General features: G+C 66.4%; 9 protein-coding genes and 1 tRNA gene. 2 read left to right on the top strand and 8 right to left on the bottom strand.

The window, feature by feature from the left end; translation table 11 throughout:
• Positions 1 to 16 precede the first annotated feature (16 nt).
• The 6 genes from manA to NR798_RS21915 all read right to left on the bottom strand — a co-directional run bounded on the left by manA (position 17) and on the right by NR798_RS21915 (position 7,014).
• Entirely contained in the window at positions 17 to 1,216 is a 1,200-nt protein-coding gene (gene manA / locus NR798_RS21940; protein ID WP_375773437.1) for a mannose-6-phosphate isomerase, class I, read from the bottom strand.
• A gap of 71 nt (positions 1,217 to 1,287) precedes the next feature.
• Positions 1,288 to 2,175 carry an SPOR domain-containing protein gene (locus tag NR798_RS21935; protein ID WP_375773436.1) on the bottom strand — a complete coding sequence of 296 codons (888 nt, stop codon included), beginning with the start codon at positions 2,173 to 2,175 and terminating at the stop codon, positions 1,288 to 1,290.
• A gap of 152 nt (positions 2,176 to 2,327) precedes the next feature.
• Positions 2,328 to 3,374 carry a tRNA 2-thiouridine(34) synthase MnmA gene (mnmA, locus tag NR798_RS21930; protein ID WP_375773435.1) on the bottom strand — a complete coding sequence of 349 codons (1,047 nt, stop codon included), beginning with the start codon at positions 3,372 to 3,374 and terminating at the stop codon, positions 2,328 to 2,330.
• A 216-nt stretch (positions 3,375 to 3,590) separates the two neighbouring features.
• Positions 3,591 to 4,865, bottom strand: coding sequence for a CCA tRNA nucleotidyltransferase (locus NR798_RS21925; protein WP_375773434.1), 1,275 nt, complete (start codon positions 4,863 to 4,865; stop codon positions 3,591 to 3,593).
• 27 nt (positions 4,866 to 4,892) lie between these two features.
• Positions 4,893 to 4,958 (bottom strand) — tRNA-Arg (locus tag NR798_RS21920).
• A gap of 514 nt (positions 4,959 to 5,472) precedes the next feature.
• Positions 5,473 to 7,014, bottom strand: a complete 1,542-nt coding sequence (locus NR798_RS21915) for a hypothetical protein (protein ID WP_375773433.1) — start codon at positions 7,012 to 7,014, stop codon at positions 5,473 to 5,475.
• Between the two features lie 132 nt (positions 7,015 to 7,146).
• Here NR798_RS21915 and NR798_RS21910 point away from each other — a divergent pair, with 132 nt between their 5' ends.
• Positions 7,147 to 9,249, top strand: coding sequence for a PQQ-binding-like beta-propeller repeat protein (locus NR798_RS21910; protein WP_375773432.1), 2,103 nt, complete (start codon positions 7,147 to 7,149; stop codon positions 9,247 to 9,249).
• Positions 9,250 to 9,309: 60 nt separating this feature from the next.
• Here NR798_RS21910 and NR798_RS21905 read toward each other — a convergent pair whose 3' ends face one another.
• A complete protein-coding gene (locus tag NR798_RS21905; protein WP_375766298.1) occupies positions 9,310 to 10,092 on the bottom strand; it encodes an IS630 family transposase in 783 nt (260 codons plus the stop codon).
• A complete protein-coding gene (locus NR798_RS21900) occupies positions 10,070 to 10,306 on the bottom strand; it encodes a helix-turn-helix domain-containing protein (RefSeq protein WP_375773802.1) in 237 nt (78 codons plus the stop codon). Before NR798_RS21900 ends, NR798_RS21905 begins: the two co-directional genes overlap by 23 nt.
• Before the next feature lie 1,894 nt (positions 10,307 to 12,200).
• Here NR798_RS21900 and NR798_RS21895 point away from each other — a divergent pair.
• Positions 12,201 to 15,686: an Ig-like domain-containing protein gene (locus tag NR798_RS21895; protein ID WP_375773801.1), complete on the top strand. Its 3,486-nt coding sequence runs from the start codon at positions 12,201 to 12,203 to the stop codon at positions 15,684 to 15,686.
• Positions 15,687 to 15,746: the final 60 nt, after the last annotated feature.

The raw sequence follows: 15,746 nt of genomic DNA, 5'->3' as shown, positions 1-15,746 counted from the left end.
TGAGTCACCGGGTGGATCAGAGGCCAGCGGTCGCGCGGTAGACGACGCCCTCGCCCTCGAGCGTGTAGGCCCCATCCGCCGCGCTCACGAACACCGAGGCGCCCCTTGGCAGCGCGAGGGACTCGCCCCCGGCGGACAGCCGCGCGGAGCCCTCGGTGCACAGGAGGATCTCCGGCCCGCGGCGCTCCGGCCGGGCGGACCCCCCGGGACGGAGCTGGAAGCGCGAGAGGCGGAACTCCTCGGTGGGCGTGGGGTAGACGGACTCCCCCCCGTCCGTGGTGGCCGCCGGGACCAGGCCGATGGGGCCGCAGCGGAAGTCCAGCACGCGCAGCAGCTCCGGGACGTCCACGTGCTTGGGCGTGCACCCGCCGCGCAGCACGTTGTCCGAGTTGGCCATGATCTCCACGCCCACGCCGCGCAGGTAGGCGTGGAGGTTGCCCGCGGACAGGTAGATGGCCTCGCCGGGCTTGAGCCGCACGAGGTTGAGCATCAGCGAGCCGATGACGCCGGGATCACCCGGGTAGAGCTCGCCGAGCCGCAGGGCCCACTTCAGCTCTCCCGCGAAGCGGCCCCCCTTCCCTTCACGTGCCGCGCAGGCGGAGACCACCGCGTCCACCAGGGGCCCACGCGCCTCCCGGGGAAGCGTCATCAGCGTCTCGAACATGCGCGCGACGCCCTGGGCATCGGGCGAGGCCCGCAGCGGGGCGAGCAGCGGCTCGAGGGCGCCCAGGCCGAGCCCATCGAAGAGCGCGAGCGTTTCGCCGGCGCTCCGGAAGCCGCAGAGCGCATCGAACGGCGTCAGCGCGCAGATGAGCTCGGGCTTGTGGTTGGCGTCCTTGTAGTTGCGGTGCGAGGCACCCGCGGGCACGCCGAGCGCGTTCTCGCGCGCGTACCCCTCGCGGGCCTGGGCGAGACTCGGGTGGGTCTGCAGCGACAGCGGGGTCTCGGCCGCGAGCACCTTGAGGAGGAACGGCAGCTCGGCTCCGAACCGGCGCGTCACCTTCTCCCCGAGCTCCCGCTCCGGCGCGGCCCGGAGGGCCTCCAGCAGCGTCACCCCACCCGTCTGGCGGTTCACGCGCGACGGGGCACCCGGGTGGGCGCCCATCCACAGTTCCGCCTGGCAGGCGGCCGAGGGCGAAGGTTGCCCGAGCAGCTCGGCGATGGCGGTGCGAGAGCCCCAGGCGTACGGCTGGATGACGTTGTCGAGGAGGTCCATTCAGCGGCGCCCATAGCACTCCGGGCGCCACCCTGCCATCCACCGGCGGTGTCAGCCCGGGTGGGCGGCCCCTAGTTGGCGGCCACGAAGGCCTGGAGCTGGGTCTCGCGCTTGAAGTCCGTCAGGTATCGGGACGCGGCGTCCTTGGAGGGGAAGCTGCCCATGCGGACCCGGTACCAGGTGCCCTTGTTGGGGACCTCGGCGGTGACGATGTACGGGGCATAGCCGCGGTCCCTGAGCTTCGCCGCGAAGCGCTCGGCCTCCGGACGGTTCTGGAAGGCGGAGATCTGCAGGGTGAAGGCGCCGCCGGGAACGGCCTCGGTGGGACGCTGGGTGGCGCGGGCGATGGCCTCCTTCAGGCCGCCCTGGGCCGGAGTCGTGGTGCGGGTAGGCACGGGAGCGGGCTCCACCTTGCCCGGCGTAGGAGCGGGCTTGCTCTCGGCCACCTTGGTCTCGACGGGCTTCGGCTCCGGCTTGGGCTCGGCGGCCTTGGGCGCGGTGGCCTTGGCGGTGGCGGGGGGCGCGTAGTCGTCATCCGTGGGAGACGCCGTGGCCTCGCCTTCCGGAGCCTCGGCGGATGCGGGGGCCTCGGCGACCTTGGGCTCGGTGGCCGCGGGCGGCTCGACGGGCTTCGGCTTGGGAGCCGGCGGAGGGATGGCGACCGTGACGGTGCCGGGCTTGGAGGCGTCGGAGCCACTCTTGCGGGTGAGCTCGTCCTGGAAGGTGAGCGGCTGCTCGGCCTCGCGGGCCTGCTGGAGGGCCTGGGCGTTGGCGTCGAGCGCGGAGAGGAGATCCGGCGCGGCGGCGGTCTGGGCATTGCCGGCGAGCTTCTTGCCGACCACGACGCCGAGGACGAACACGGCGCCCATCACGATGATCCCCGCGATCAACAGGCTGACGATCTGCCGGTTGTCGAGCGAAACATCGAACTTCTCTTTCATCCGGTGGGCATCGCGCATGACGTGGCGTTCCTCGAGTGTACGGCGCCCCGGCGCGGCCACACGAGTGTCGCGGCCTGTAGCGTCGAGGTGGGCCGGAAGGTACGCCCCGCCTACAGGCGGGTCAAATTCAGTGCATGCACAGCGTCACGCCCTGGCGGTTGCGGCGAGGCTCAAACAATCCACCCACCGCCGAGGACGTGATCCCCGTCATAAACGACGGCGGCCTGGCCGGGCGTCACGGCGCGAGCCGGGGAGTCGAGGTGGATGGACACGAGCCCATGGTTGGACACGTGCACGCGGCCGGGAGCGCCGGGGTGGCGGTGGCGGATGCGGACCAGGACGGACTTCTCGGGAGGCGGTGGCCCATCCACCCAATGGGGCTGGAGCAGACCGAAGGAGTCGCGCGAGGTCTCGTCCGCGGGGCCGACGACGACGCGGCGGGACTCGGGCTCGATGCGCTGGACGTAGCGGGCCTCCCCGCCCCCGAGGTTGAGGCCGCGGCGCTGGCCGACGGTGAAGCGGTGCACACCGGCGTGCGTGCCGAGCACCTGGCCCTCGGTGTCGACGATCTCTCCACCGGGCTGGGGGCCGGCGACCTTCTCGACGAAGCCGGCGTAGTCGCCATCGGGCACGAAGCAGATCTCCATGCTCTCGGGCTTGTGGCTGGTGGGGAGGGCATGGCGCTCGGCGACGGCGCGGACCTCGGACTTGGTCATGCCGCCGACGGGGAAGAGGACGTCGGTGAGCTCCTGCTGGCCGAGGGTGAAGAGGAAGTAGCTCTGGTCCTTGGCGGAGTCGACGGCGCGGCGGAGGAGGAACTTGCCGTCCTGCTGCTCGACACGGGCGTAGTGGCCGGTGGCGAGCCGGGCGCCGAGAGCACGGGCGCGCTTGAGGAGGAAGTTGAACTTCACGTCGCGGTTGCAGGCGACACAGGGGATGGGCGTCTTGCCGCCGAGGTAGGACTGGACGAAGGGGCTGACGACCCGGTCCTTGAAGAGCTCCTCGGCGTTGGCGACGTAGAAGGGGATGCCGAGCGTCTGGGCGACGGCGCGGGCATCGTCGATGTCATCGGGGCTGCAGCAACTGCCGCACTGGGCCTTGCCCTCATAGGACCAGACCCGGAGGGTGATTCCGATGACCTCGTGACCCTGCTCCTTGAGCAGGGCGGCGGCGGCGGAGGAGTCCACCCCACCACTCATGGCAACGACGACTCGCATGACGCCCCTATCTACACGCCGGAGGGTCCAGGTGCGACCCAACTGAAGCAAGAGAACAACCGACGTCAGAGAACAACAACCCGGACAAATCCCCTCGCCCTCCGGGAGAGGGACGGGGTGAGGGTACCTGGACCCCAGGTTGCCCACCGTGTCTGCCCCCTCTCCCTCTGGGAGAGGGCTGGGGTGAGGGTCTACTCCCCTGCCCTCCAGACAACCTCAGCAGCCGCGAGCGCGTTGCCAGGTCAGGAGCAGGTCTTTGAGCTTCTCCGCCTCATTGAGCGAGGGCTCATCGAGGACCTGCTCGAGAAGAAACCGCGTGGCCTCTCCGACAATGGGCGAAGGCCCCACGCCCAGAGTGGCCATGATGGCGCCCCCATTGAGCGCGAGATCCTTACCGGAGAGAGGAGGCTTCGAAGCGGCCAGTGCACGCAATCGGCCGATGAGGGCATCCAACTCGGGCAACCGCGAGGGCTCCCTCGCCTGAATCCGGGCCCGAGCCACCGAGGTCAGCGCCTCGACATTCGCGAGCCCCACCTTGGCGAGAAGCCGGCGGAGGGCGGGATCCGAGTCCCCGACATGCCGCTCAAGCGCGGCGTGGGAGATGAGCAGGCGGACGCGCTCGATGGTCTTGGTGGGGAACTTGAGCCGGACACCAATCTCCTCGGCCTGTTGGGGGCTGACGAGATCGGCCAGCAAGGCGGCGAGACGGATCTCCACATCGACGGGCTCGGCGGCGGCGGCGGTGCGGGCGAGCCGGGCAGCCTCGGCATCGGCGCGAGCGAGCTCGGGCAGGAACACGTCGAGCAGCCCGGTGTCGGCGAGCAGCTCGAGCCCGAAGGCCTCGCGCTTGGAGAGGAGCAGCTTGACGAATTCCTCGCGGACGCGCTCGTGGGCGACCTTGCGGAAGACAGGGAGCGTGGCGGGGATGGCGGCCTGGGTGCCGGGGTCGAGCGTGAAGTCGAGCACGGCGGCGAAGCGCACGGCGCGCATGGGGCGCAGACCGTCCTCGGAGAAGCGCTCGATGGCGGAGCCGACACAGCGCACGAGGCGGGCCTTGAGGTCGGCCTGGCCGCCGAAGGGGTCGGCAAGCTCATGGGTGAGGGGATTCCACGCCATGGCGTTGATGGTGAAGTCGCGGCGGGAGAGGTCCTTGACGATGTCCTGCTCGAAGGTGACGGCGGAGGGGCGGCGGCCGTCGTGGTAGTCGCCCTCGCTGCGGAAGGTGGTGACCTCGACGTGGGTACCGGCCTGGACGACGGTGACGGTGCCGTGCTGGATGCCGGTGGGGATGACCTTGCGGAAGGCGCGCTGGACCTCCTCGGGGAGGGCGCTGGTGGCGACGTCGAAGTCCTTGGGGTGGACGCCGCGGAGCGTATCCCGGACGCAGCCGCCGACGAGGAACACGGCATGGCCCAGCTCGTGGAGGCGGGCGATGACGTCCAGGACGGGGCGCGGGACGTCGGCTTCGAGGAGGGAGGCAGGCGTCGTCATGTGGAAATGACCCCGGAGTGGGGCGAGTGGCCCCGGCTGGAATCGAACCAGCGGTCTGCGGTTTAGGAAACCGCCGCCCCAGAAGCAACTGCCCTTCAGTCCTTGCCCTTGAGGATCCTCACGATGCCCTTGAAATCGAGGCAGGCGGCTCCATCTGTCGTAGCCGCCAGTGCGACCACGGAGCTGCGTCCACACGGTGCCGCCCAGAGCACCTCCAGGGAGGGCAGGACCAGGGCCTGGACTTGCCTGCCCGCCACCAGCAACTCCCCTTTCCGGCCACAGACAAGGCTCTCCCCCTGAGATACTTGAGCGCCTTTCGCAAGCTGCTACCCGGCAGCGAGCGCTGGGCCTGCGCCCATTCACGGATTGCAGCCACCAGTGAGGCGGACTCCCCTTGTCGCACCACGAGCCGTTGCGCGAACACCGCCGTCTGTTGCCCCCCCGCAGCTCGTGCGGGTCGGGTAGGTCGGCTTCAATAGCCATACAGCTGGCCAATGAAGAAACAGCACCTCGGCGCACGTAGGGGCCACCTTCTCAGCCTCCACGAATTCAAAGGGGCGAGGCGAACAGCCTCGCCCTTTTTACATCAAGGGAGTGGGCCCGCTTGCTACGGGAGCAGCACGTGGAGCCTCACGCTACCGGGACCGATGCTGAGCGAAGCAGTGCCCGGCGCCTTGGTCTCCGACGGCTTGTCGATGAACCACAGAATGGCACCAACTCCGACGAGGCCAACACCTGCGCCGCCGCTCACGAGCGCCAGCGTACGATTGCGCTCGATGTCCTTGCGCAAGCCCGCCACCTCGTCCACACGACTAGGGGGCGGAGCATCTCCATTCTCATAGAACTTCGCGAGATCACCATGAGCATTGCCGGCCTGGATGGCGAAGAAGCCTGCCAACAACCCGGCGGCCACGCCCACTCCCGCCGAGGTATAGGCTACCGGCGTCTTCCATGTGCGGTCCGCCTTCACCCGCACCGTCGTGCGCACCCCACCTGCGACCGGCTGGAGGGTGTACTCGCCCGCCTCAGCTGGCGTCCACTCGGCGCTGTACGCGCCCTTCTCCGTCTCCTTGAGGGTCAGTGCCGTCGGAGCCCCGCCGTCGCTGCGAGCCACCGTGAGGTCCAGCTGCCCTGGAGCGGACTGCGTACAAGCCTCACGCATCTCCAACCGGGCCTCCACCGCCACCTTCTCCGAAACCTTGAACTCAGCGCCCTGCGCCGGTTTCTGGAGGCTCAGCGAGTAGCAGTCCACGCACCCCTTCATCGTGCACAACTGCTGCTCCTTGCATCCCTGGGGGCACTCCGGAACCACCTTCACCCGCACCGTCGCGCTCAGCCCCCCCGCCGGGGAGGCCACCTGGATGAGGTAGTTCCCTGCCTCGGTTGGCGTCCACACCGCGCTGAACTTGCCCTTCTCAGCCACCTCCTGGGCCAGCGTCGTCGACGCCTCACCACCGCTGCGAGCCACCGTGAAGACCAGTTGCTGCCGTTCCAAAGGGGGGTCCTGTACCCCCTTGCGCAGCACCAGCCGGGCCTCCACCAACACCTCCCCGCCGGACACCACGCTATTTTGCGCGGGCTTCTCGAGGCGCAACTCCGAGTAGCGCTTCGCTCCAAGCAGATGGGGACGCATCTGCTTGCTCAGCTCTCCGACTGCGCTGGGGGCGAAAACCTTCGGGGCGCGTTTCTTGGAATCCTTGGGTGCGGAGAGTTCCTTGTCGACCGTCAGTTTCTGGCGGTACAGCACCTCCCCCCCAGCATTGACGACAATGCCCTCGATGCTGGTGATCTCCTTCTTGCTGACAGTGAGGGTGACGAGCACGGCCCGGTTGGCGCCGCTGCTTGTAGCCAGCTCGCCGAGACAGCTCTCGCGGTTCTGCTCGCTCGCACAGCCATCCTTCACCCGAGGCGGCAACATACGCACCTCGTCGGGGGACACCACCTCCGCAACACTGGCCTGCACCGCACTGACGCACGCCCCTTGGAGACTTTTGATGTCACTGGGAGCAGGTTTGAAGCCCGCCTCCCCTGTGACGACACAGGGATGGAGCACAACGGACTCCGGCTTCGGCTGGCCCCAGGCCAGCGGGGATAGCAGGAGCGTGATGACGAGCAGATGAGATGAGCGAACAGGAATGGAGCGGCTCACGAAGTGGCCCTCATGGATGCTTGAGGCGAGACTGTCACCGGAGTGCGAACCGGGTGGACGGATGGAAGCTGCGTAGACCGCCTCTACCATGCTATCCCCACGTCTGATTCGTCAAAGGGTTTGGAGGTCACCGTGAAGCTGCGCAAGATCTTTGGAGCGCTATTGGCGCTGGGAGCGCTCGAGGGTTGCGACATCAAGGGCAGCTGCAAGCAGGACGCAGAGTGCCCCGAGCAGCAGTTCTGCCATACCGAAGTGAAGCAGTGCTTTTCTTCCCGCTACTCGGATCTGAAGATCCTGACGCTGGGGGAGAACGCCGTGGTGGGCGGTGCGCCTATACAGATCCAGGCCCGGCTGGAATTGGAGTCGGGTGCCAACCCCGTGTACCCGCCGCAACTGAACCTCACGGTGACTCCGGCCAGCGGTGGAACCCCCACCACCGTGACGCTCTCGCGCACGGCGGAGGGAACATATAGCGCCGAGTGGACCCCTCCTCCGGGAGAAGGAACGTACACCCTCCAAGTGGCCCATCCCGCGTCGTGGGGGCCGACCCGCTCGGTGCAGGTAACGGTGGATCGCACGGCGCCGGCGTTGGCGGTTCAAGTGCCCGAGGCGCAGCCCGCGACGCCCAAAGACGGCTTCAGCTATGCGGACCCGATGGCGGGCTCCGCGTGGGTGAGGGACCAGACCGTGACGGTGCTGGTGGAATCGGATTCTGCGGATATCGATCCGGCGAGCCCGCGAGTGGTGGTCCGGGGGCACAACGGCGATACGGACGTGACGGACCTCGCGGTGAGGCAGGTGACCCCGTGCACCAAGACCTACTGCGGCGAGGTGGACGTGCCGCTGTGGCGTCCGGGGCTCGAGGCCTTCCGCGGCACCTTCCAGATCGAACTGGCGGCGAAGGATCGGGTGGGCAACGAGCGCTCGGCCACTGGGAGCATCCCGGTCACGCGCTGGAAGTGGGCGTTCGACGGGGCGTCCGGGCCCATCCTGAGCACCCCCGCCATCGGTGAAAAGGGGACCGTCTACTTCGGCACCAGCGGCACCAACGGGAAGGTGTTCGCGCTCAACCCCGAGGGCACTCCGAAATGGGAGGCGCCACTCGGTCCGGTGAGCGGCAGTCCGACCGTGGGTCGCGCCCCCGATGGAACCGAGCGCATCTACGTGGGAGCCGCTCCCGCCACTTCCGGGGGGGTCCTGTTCAGCCTGAATGGCAACACCGGCAATACGATCTCACAGTGCCCGGAGGCGGGCCGGAACCTTGGCTGGGGGCCCATCCTCTCAGGCACCACGCTCTTCGACTCGACGCTCGGTCCGGGTCTTCCCGCCACCGAAACCGCGATGGCTTTCTCCCATCGGAGCGCGGTGATCATTCTCGGGCCCGACGTCAACCGGTGTGGCAGCCTTGGCTCTTTCGGCACCATGCCTGGATCGAGCGTGCTCTCGAGGGGCCTCGATGTCTACTACAGCTCTGCCTACCCTCCGGATCCACCGTTCGAACAGTTCATGATCACCGCCCTGAACTTCACGCTCGGAACCAGTAGCGCCAAGGAAGGATACTCCGTGCCAGAGCCGCGGGCTCCAGTGACGAGCATGGCCTTCGCGCAGACCGGCACGGAAACCTACCTGTTGACCGCCGAGGGAGAGAGCTCGTCAAACTCGGGAGGAATCCAGGCCTTCGACGCCGAGCGGGGCAACAATGCAACGTGGAACTATCCGTCATCGTTCTCGGGAGTGGCGCCGGTGCGCAACCTGGCCCTCGGAGCGGGCAACGTCCTGTTCTTCGGCCATGAGGTCGCGACGGGTTCAGCGCCACTGACGGCGATCGACCTGTTCGCCACGGCCCCCCGCCTCAGCGTTCCGAACGCGGGCAGTTTCCCGGGAGGCCCGGTCCTGGGGGCTGGCGGTGCGCTCTATACCGCCTCCGCGACAGGACCGGCCGCCGGCATTGGCGAGGTATCGGCCTGGGGTTCGAACAACCTGACGCTTCGTTGGAAGCTCAGCGACAGCGTTGGACGCGCGCAGGCGACACCGTCGCTGGACTGCGCACGCCAGGCAGATGGGACCCCCGCGGCTCAGTCCAAGGGCGTGCTGTACGTGCCCGCTCTCGACGGCAGGCTGTACGCGCTCGTCGTGGACAGCCCGGGCCTGGACAAGAATGCTCCCTGGCCCAAGTACCAGCGTGACGCGCGGAACACCGGCAATTCCGGGACCCCGATCACCAATTGTCCGTAACACGCATTCACGGGCTCCAGCCCTCCCCTAGTGGAGTGTCCACGAAGTTTTTGGACATAGTCAGGGGGAGTGCCGCGCCACCCACTCGCGCATCATGGGGCGAGTCCACGACCAGGTGAACGGGTGGGCGTAGAGCCGGTTGTATTCGGGCCAGCTCGCTTCGAGGTGGGTGATGAACTCGGAGCGACTGGCCCAATCTCCCCGCTGCAGGTAGCGAGCTCCGAAGGCGCGCAGCAGGAGTTCGGCCTGATTGAGCCAGGAGGCATGCGCCGGGGTGAAGAGCACCCGGACATGGGGGTAGTTGTGCCGCAGGAAATGAAGAGTCTCCCTGGAGACGTGGCTGGAGCCGTTGTCCCAGATGAGGTGGATGCGCAGTGCATCCGCGTACGCCTCGAGCAGCTCGGGGAGGACGGCTCGCAGGCAGGCTGAGTCATTGCGTTCCAAGCACCAGCCGCGCATCTGGCCGGTGTGCACCTCCAGCTTCACCAGGAAGTTCACGGTGCCGTGCCGCACGTACTCGAACTCCCGCTTCTCGATGAGGCCCGGTCGCACCCGATACGTGGGGCAGCGACGCTCCAGCACCTGGATGTTGGGCTTCTCGTCCAGGCACAGCACCACTTCGCCCTGCTCCGCCAGGGCCTGCGCGCGTTCGTAGCACCAGATGATTTGGGCCGCCTTGCGCTGAAAGGCGTCGTCAGGAGTCGGCGTCTTCCAGTAACGAGAGCGGTGCGGTTGCAGATCAGCATCCCGCAGGATGAGGGCCACCTCCGAGTGAGAGATGGTGGGGGCGATGCCGCGCAATTGAGCGGCACGTGCCAGGCTACGCGTGGACCAGTGGGTCATGTGCAGCCCGACGCCGGCCGGCTCGCAGCAGGCCAGGCGCACCACTCCCACTCGCTGCAGGGGGGGAAAGCTCCCGTGGACGACCAGTGCGGGGAGCATCCATCACCACGTCCACTCCGAGCGACTCGAAGCGACGGCAAAGCGCCCAGATGGTTCTTCTATCCAGCTCGAGCCGGTCGGCCAGTTCCGACACGATGGTGGCTGGGTCGGCCATGGCCAGCAAGACGCGCGCGCGCCGGGCAATGCGCTGCTCGGTACGCCCATCTCGCAGCAGCTGCTTGAGGAAGGAGACCTCTTCAGGCGCGAGGTGGATGAGCTGAGGAGGGCGTCTTCTCATCCACCAGAGCTATCCATGCCCCAGCGACTATGTCCAAAAACTTCGTGGACACTCCACTAGGAGGCCCACCCGCTCGGGCTTCCTGGGGGGACAGCCCCATCATGGCGACGTGTGTCCCTACGAGTTCCCCCTGACGCATCCCCTAATGCCGCCACGGGACTCCGTGACTGGCCTCAGGGTCAGCATCCCGCGTGAACCGGGGACTCGCCTGGGGTAACCTCCACGTCCTGGATTCGCCCCTGGGGGGGCCAATGAAGACCGAGCAGCGATCATGCGGCTGAGCGAGGAGCGATCAGTGGATGACCACCACCTCAATCCAGGCGCGGGGCGCCGGAGACACGAACTGATGAGATACGTGTATACGCGAGCACTGTTGTTCCTGGTGCTCCTCGCCTCTGGCGTCGCCGTGGCGGAACCGGACACGTTCGGTCTGGGAACCACGCCCAGAGATAGCGCTCTAAACGTCACGGGCAGTTCCACGATCGTCAACGCCTATGCTCATGTCACGCAACCGCTGGCTCCTGGAGACACGGAGATCCTCATCAGCGGCGTGAGGGAAGGCAATGAGAGTGGGAGAAATACAGCAGCCACTGCATTCCAGGCAGGCGATCTGGTGATGGTCCTGCAAACAACCGGCGCCGTGCCTCCCATACCGACTGGACTGACCACGGCCGTAGACCTCGAGGCCTACAATGTCGGGAGGTGGGAGTTCGCTCGGCTGGCTGCGGCCAGTACCAGCAATCTGACGCTCACGGCGCCGCTCATGCACGGGTACCCGGTCACCGCCACCCAGCTCATCCGCGTTCCCGAATACAGCACCGTCTCGGTGGGCAACTCGAAGAAAATCACAGCCAAGGAATGGGATGGAAGATCAGGTGGCGTCATCGCCTTCCTGGCCGCTGGAGCCGTCAACGTCACCGGCACCGGAGTCATCACTGCCGAAGGACTGGGGTTTCGCGGGGGAACGTACAGGCAGGGCTCGACAGCAACCGGTTGCACAGCTGATTCCGGCTCCTCCCCAGACCACGCCCAGAAGGGCGAAGGGGTGGACAGCACGCGCTACGCCGGATCCGGTGACCTTGGTCTCAATGAAGGAGCGGGTCGCGGCAACTTCGCGAATGGAGCCGGCGGAGGTATCTGCCAAGCTTCGGGAGGAGGCGGCGGCGGAAACGCGGCGCAGGGGGGTGGTGGTGGACCTACCAACACTACTGGAGGAATGGGGGGAGTGCCCTTGGTCTACTCTCTTCTCGATCGCCTCACATTCGGAGGAGGTGGCGGAAGTGGCCATGGACCACGGCTCTCCCTTGGTCAATCGAACGGCGGACGTGGGGGCGGCATCATTTTCATCCGGGCAGAGAGCCTAAGCCTGGCGAACGCCAATTCTATCCTGGCATCCGGCAGTGCTGGTGATGCTGGAGGAAGCAAGGTAGTTCCAAGCACCCGAGCGGACGGAGGAGGAGGTGGTGGGGCGGGAGGCACCATCGTCGTGAGACTGACGGGTGCCCTCAATTGCAACAACCAGACAATCCTTACGGCCAAGGGAGGGCCCGGAGGGACCGCAGATAATACAGCAGATCCCGTACCGGGCGCGGGAGGAGGCGGCGGTGGAGGCCGTGTGCTCTACCAGATGGGTACGACAGTGACGTGTTCCAACCCGATCGCGTCGGTGACAGGGGGCACGGCGAGTGCGGGTGCCGCAGGTGGCGGGACAGGCTCCATCTTCTCGCTCCCAGGCCCGTTTCCAACACTATTGGAACCCACGTTGGACCCGGTGGCCCCGGCGGATGGCGGGTACACCAAGCTGCGAAGGCCCACGCTCACGGGAGGACGTGACGCCGCTTATGCCGGGCGTCAGGTGGTCATCTATCAGGGCAGTGTGGAAGTGGGACGCACGTACGCCGACACCGACGGTCGCTTCTCCTTCAAGATGCCGCAGAACCTCTTTGATGGTGTGTACCAAGTCTCGGCGGCCTTCGCCTATCAGGGGGTCCAGAGTCCAAAAAGCACGACCCAGACCTTCACCGTGGATGCGACGCCCCCAGCGAATCCGCTGGTGGATCTGCTCGCTACAAGGGAGGCAGTCCCAAACATGCTCATCGGACTGCCTGACCTGGAGGCCGGCACCAACAAGCTCTACATCAGCGGAAGGTCGGAGCCGGGAAGCACCGTCTCTGTCCTGCAAAACGGTCCGAGTGGTACCTTCTCTCCAGCGTCAGCCACTGCGGATGCCCTGGGTAAGTGGAGGGTGGATATCGTCCAACCCTCCAACGTGGAGACCGCCACCTACACGCTCACGGTGACAGCTGAAGATAGAGCGCACAACACGAGCCCATCGTCGACCACGCTGGCATTCCGTCTGGACACCCAACGACCAGCAATCCCCGTGCTTCAGACGGTGGGAGGGGAGACGCCAGAAGGTGCCGTGCCCGCCAATTCGCTGCGGCCGGTGTTGGAGGGAACGGCGGATAGCGGAAACAAGGTGGTCGTCACGCTGAGCAGGACGGCAACCGGCACGGAGCTCCAAACCCTCGAGACCACTGCGGGTTCGGGAGGATGGAAGGTCGTTCCGTCCGTCCCGCTGACGGACGATGCCTCCTATAACGTGGACGTGACGGCCTTCGACCTGGCTGGAAACCAGCAGGCCGGCACGCGCAAGAGCTTCAGCGTGGACGTGTCGGCTCCTGAGTTGATGATCTCCAGTGTGGGAGCCACCAGCAGATCGCCGGCGTCAGGCATGCTCATCGGAACGCCCGACCTGTCCTCTTCGAGCCTCTCCATCACCGGGAGAGCGGAGGCCCAGAGCGGCATTACGGTGCGGCAGATCGGCCCGGGAGCGCCTGCGAACCAGGTGACGACCGCTGATGCGTCGGGCAATTGGAGCGTGAGCCTTGCACAGCCGGCCAACACGGACACCACCTACACGTTGGAGGTGAAGGCCAAGGACAGGGCGAACAACACGACCACGGCCACGCTGGATTTCAGATTGGACACGAAGATCCCGGCGGCGCCCTCTGTCACCTTCGTCGCCGGAGTGGAGCCTGACGCCAGTTGCGCCGCGTCACCGACCTTCTTCGTCACGGACAGGCAGCCGTTGATCCAGGGAACGGGCGAGGCCAGAGGCACCGTGAACGTGACCTTGGCGCCCTCCACCGTTCCATCGACCGTGGTGAATGGGTTGCCGGGTACCACGGGAGCCTGGAGCGTTTCGCCAACTGGTACGCCCCTGGCCGACGGTGCCTATACGTTGACGGCGAAGTTGACGGATGAGGCAGGGAACGAAAGTCCACCGGCCACCTACTGTTTCAACGTGGATGCGTCCAAGCCGGGCAAGCCGACGTCCATCGCTTTCGTGACTGAGTCGGCAGGCGGTAAGGTGACAACGTCGGCGGTCAGTGGCATGCGCATCGGCCGGGCGCTCCTGACGGAAGTAAGGGACACACCTGTATCCGGTGAACCGGTGCCGAATGGCAAGCTCAGCATCACCGGCAGTGCCTCTGACGTCAAAGTCCAGTTGAAGCTGATCCCCCTGAACCCAGCGCTGGCGGTGATTGAATCTCTGTTGACCGTCACGTCCGGAACCTGGAGCACAAACTGGCCCGGGTTGGCGAGCGGCTCCTACGCGCTGGAGGCCCGGGTCGTGGATGCGGCCAACAACATCGGTGATCCGGTGACGTTCTTCTTCGATCTGGATCTGATCCGCCCGACCGTCGAGTTTACGGTCACCGGACGCCCAAGCGAGGGCAGCATCACCGCCTCCAAGGACATCGCCTTCGGTTTCGACACTTCGGAGCGTGTGCAGGCCTATGAGTGCACGATCAACAACAGCCCCGTGACTTGTACCAACCCGTTCCTCTCCTCGGTGGCGATTTCGGGGACCTATCAGCTCAAGGTCTGGGTGACGGATATGGCCGGCAACAAATCCCTCAACCCGGCCACGCGGAATTGGACTGTGGATACGGACCAACCCGTTGTCTTCATCCTGAACCGCGCCTCCATTCCCACCGGTGGTAGCGCCACGCAACAGACGGATATCACTTTCGAGTTGCGCGCGAACAAAGACGGCCTGGACATCTACTGCCAGAAGGATCTCGATTCCGCGGAGTGGGCGAAACCCTGCGAGTGCAACAGCTGGCGCCCCGCTCCAGATGGAGAGCTGCCACAGATTTGCATCAAGACCTATACGGACCTCTCCGAGGCCCCCCACGTGTTCGTCGTGAAAGCCGTTTCGCCGACGACGAATGCCGAGACCTCCGAGGCCGAGCGGCAGAGGAACGAATGGGTGGTGGACAGGACGAAGCCCGATACCTTCATCACGGAAAAGCCGGGCGACTGGGTGGCAGTCAATTATGCGACGGTGAAGTTCACCACGCCGACCGAGTCCCAGACCCCCGACTTCCAATGTGAGCTGACCAAGCCGGACGGCATCGTGGTGTCCACATGCTCCGCTTCCAACTCCCACTTGATGTCGGGTCTCGCGGACGGGCGCTACACTCTCCGGATCAAGGCCATCGATTCGGCCGGCAATGAAGAGGCGGAGCCCGCGGTGGCCTCCTGGACGGTGGACACCCAGGGACCCGCCGCGCCCGTTCTCGAGGTCCCCTCGGCGGAGAGGCGCTACAAGGAGCTCGTCTTGACGGGAACGGCGGCCGGGGAGCCCTTCAGCGTCGTGTCGGCCTACCTCGACGATCCGGAAGCAACAGGGGCTCCCATCGGAACAGCGACCGTCACCGCATCAGGAGCCTGGCAGCTTGCCGTCGCGGCGGAACGCAAGCCGGAAGATGGACGCCATTCCCTCACCCTCAAGGCAACGGACAGGGCTGGCAATCCAGGTACGTTGTCTGCGCCTGTCAGCTTCTTCATGGACAATCAGCCCCCCGCCGTGCAGATCAGCGGGCCAGACAAGAACACCGCGAGTCGAACCGCTACATTCCAATTCATCACGAACGAGGACGGGGTGAGCTTCCAGTGCAAGCTGGACCTCCAGGACCCCGTGGAGTGCGACACAAACGTGTCGTACGCGGACCTCGAAGAAGGACCGCATACACTCAATGTCTATGCGGTGGACGAGGCTGGAAACAGGCGGGAGGTGGGCTACAGCTGGAGCGTCTATCTGGGCCGTGACATCCGGGCCGAGGGCGGAGGGTTGGGTTGTTCCGCCACTTCGGCACAACCTCCAGCGCTGTGGCTGCTCGGGCTGTTCGGGCTCCTGCTCGAGAAGGCCGCCCGGCGCCGGGGAAAGTCGGCGGACAGGCAGTAACGTGGCGGCTGGTGTCGAAGATGGGCCGAGCGCCTATCTCCGCGCACCCGCCGCTCGATG

Source organism: Archangium gephyra (assembly GCF_042230915.1).
Lineage (GTDB): Bacteria > Myxococcota > Myxococcia > Myxococcales > Myxococcaceae > Archangium > Archangium gephyra_B.
The sequence above is the reverse complement of the archived record's forward strand: the minus strand, read 5'-3'. Positions and strand labels throughout refer to the sequence as shown.

Coding starts and splice junctions, on each gene's coding strand:
- mnmA (WP_375773435.1), bottom strand. CDS start 3,374: ATGCGAGTCGTCGTTGCCATGAGTGGTGGGGTGGACTCCTCCGCCGCC.
- NR798_RS21925 (WP_375773434.1), bottom strand. CDS start 4,865: ATGACGACGCCTGCCTCCCTCCTCGAAGCCGACGTCCCGCGCCCCGTC.
- NR798_RS21905 (WP_375766298.1), bottom strand. CDS start 10,092: ATGACCCACTGGTCCACGCGTAGCCTGGCACGTGCCGCTCAATTGCGC.
- manA (WP_375773437.1), bottom strand. CDS start 1,216: ATGGACCTCCTCGACAACGTCATCCAGCCGTACGCCTGGGGCTCTCGC.
- NR798_RS21935 (WP_375773436.1), bottom strand. CDS start 2,175: ATGCGCGATGCCCACCGGATGAAAGAGAAGTTCGATGTTTCGCTCGAC.
- NR798_RS21900 (WP_375773802.1), bottom strand. CDS start 10,306: ATGGCCGACCCAGCCACCATCGTGTCGGAACTGGCCGACCGGCTCGAG.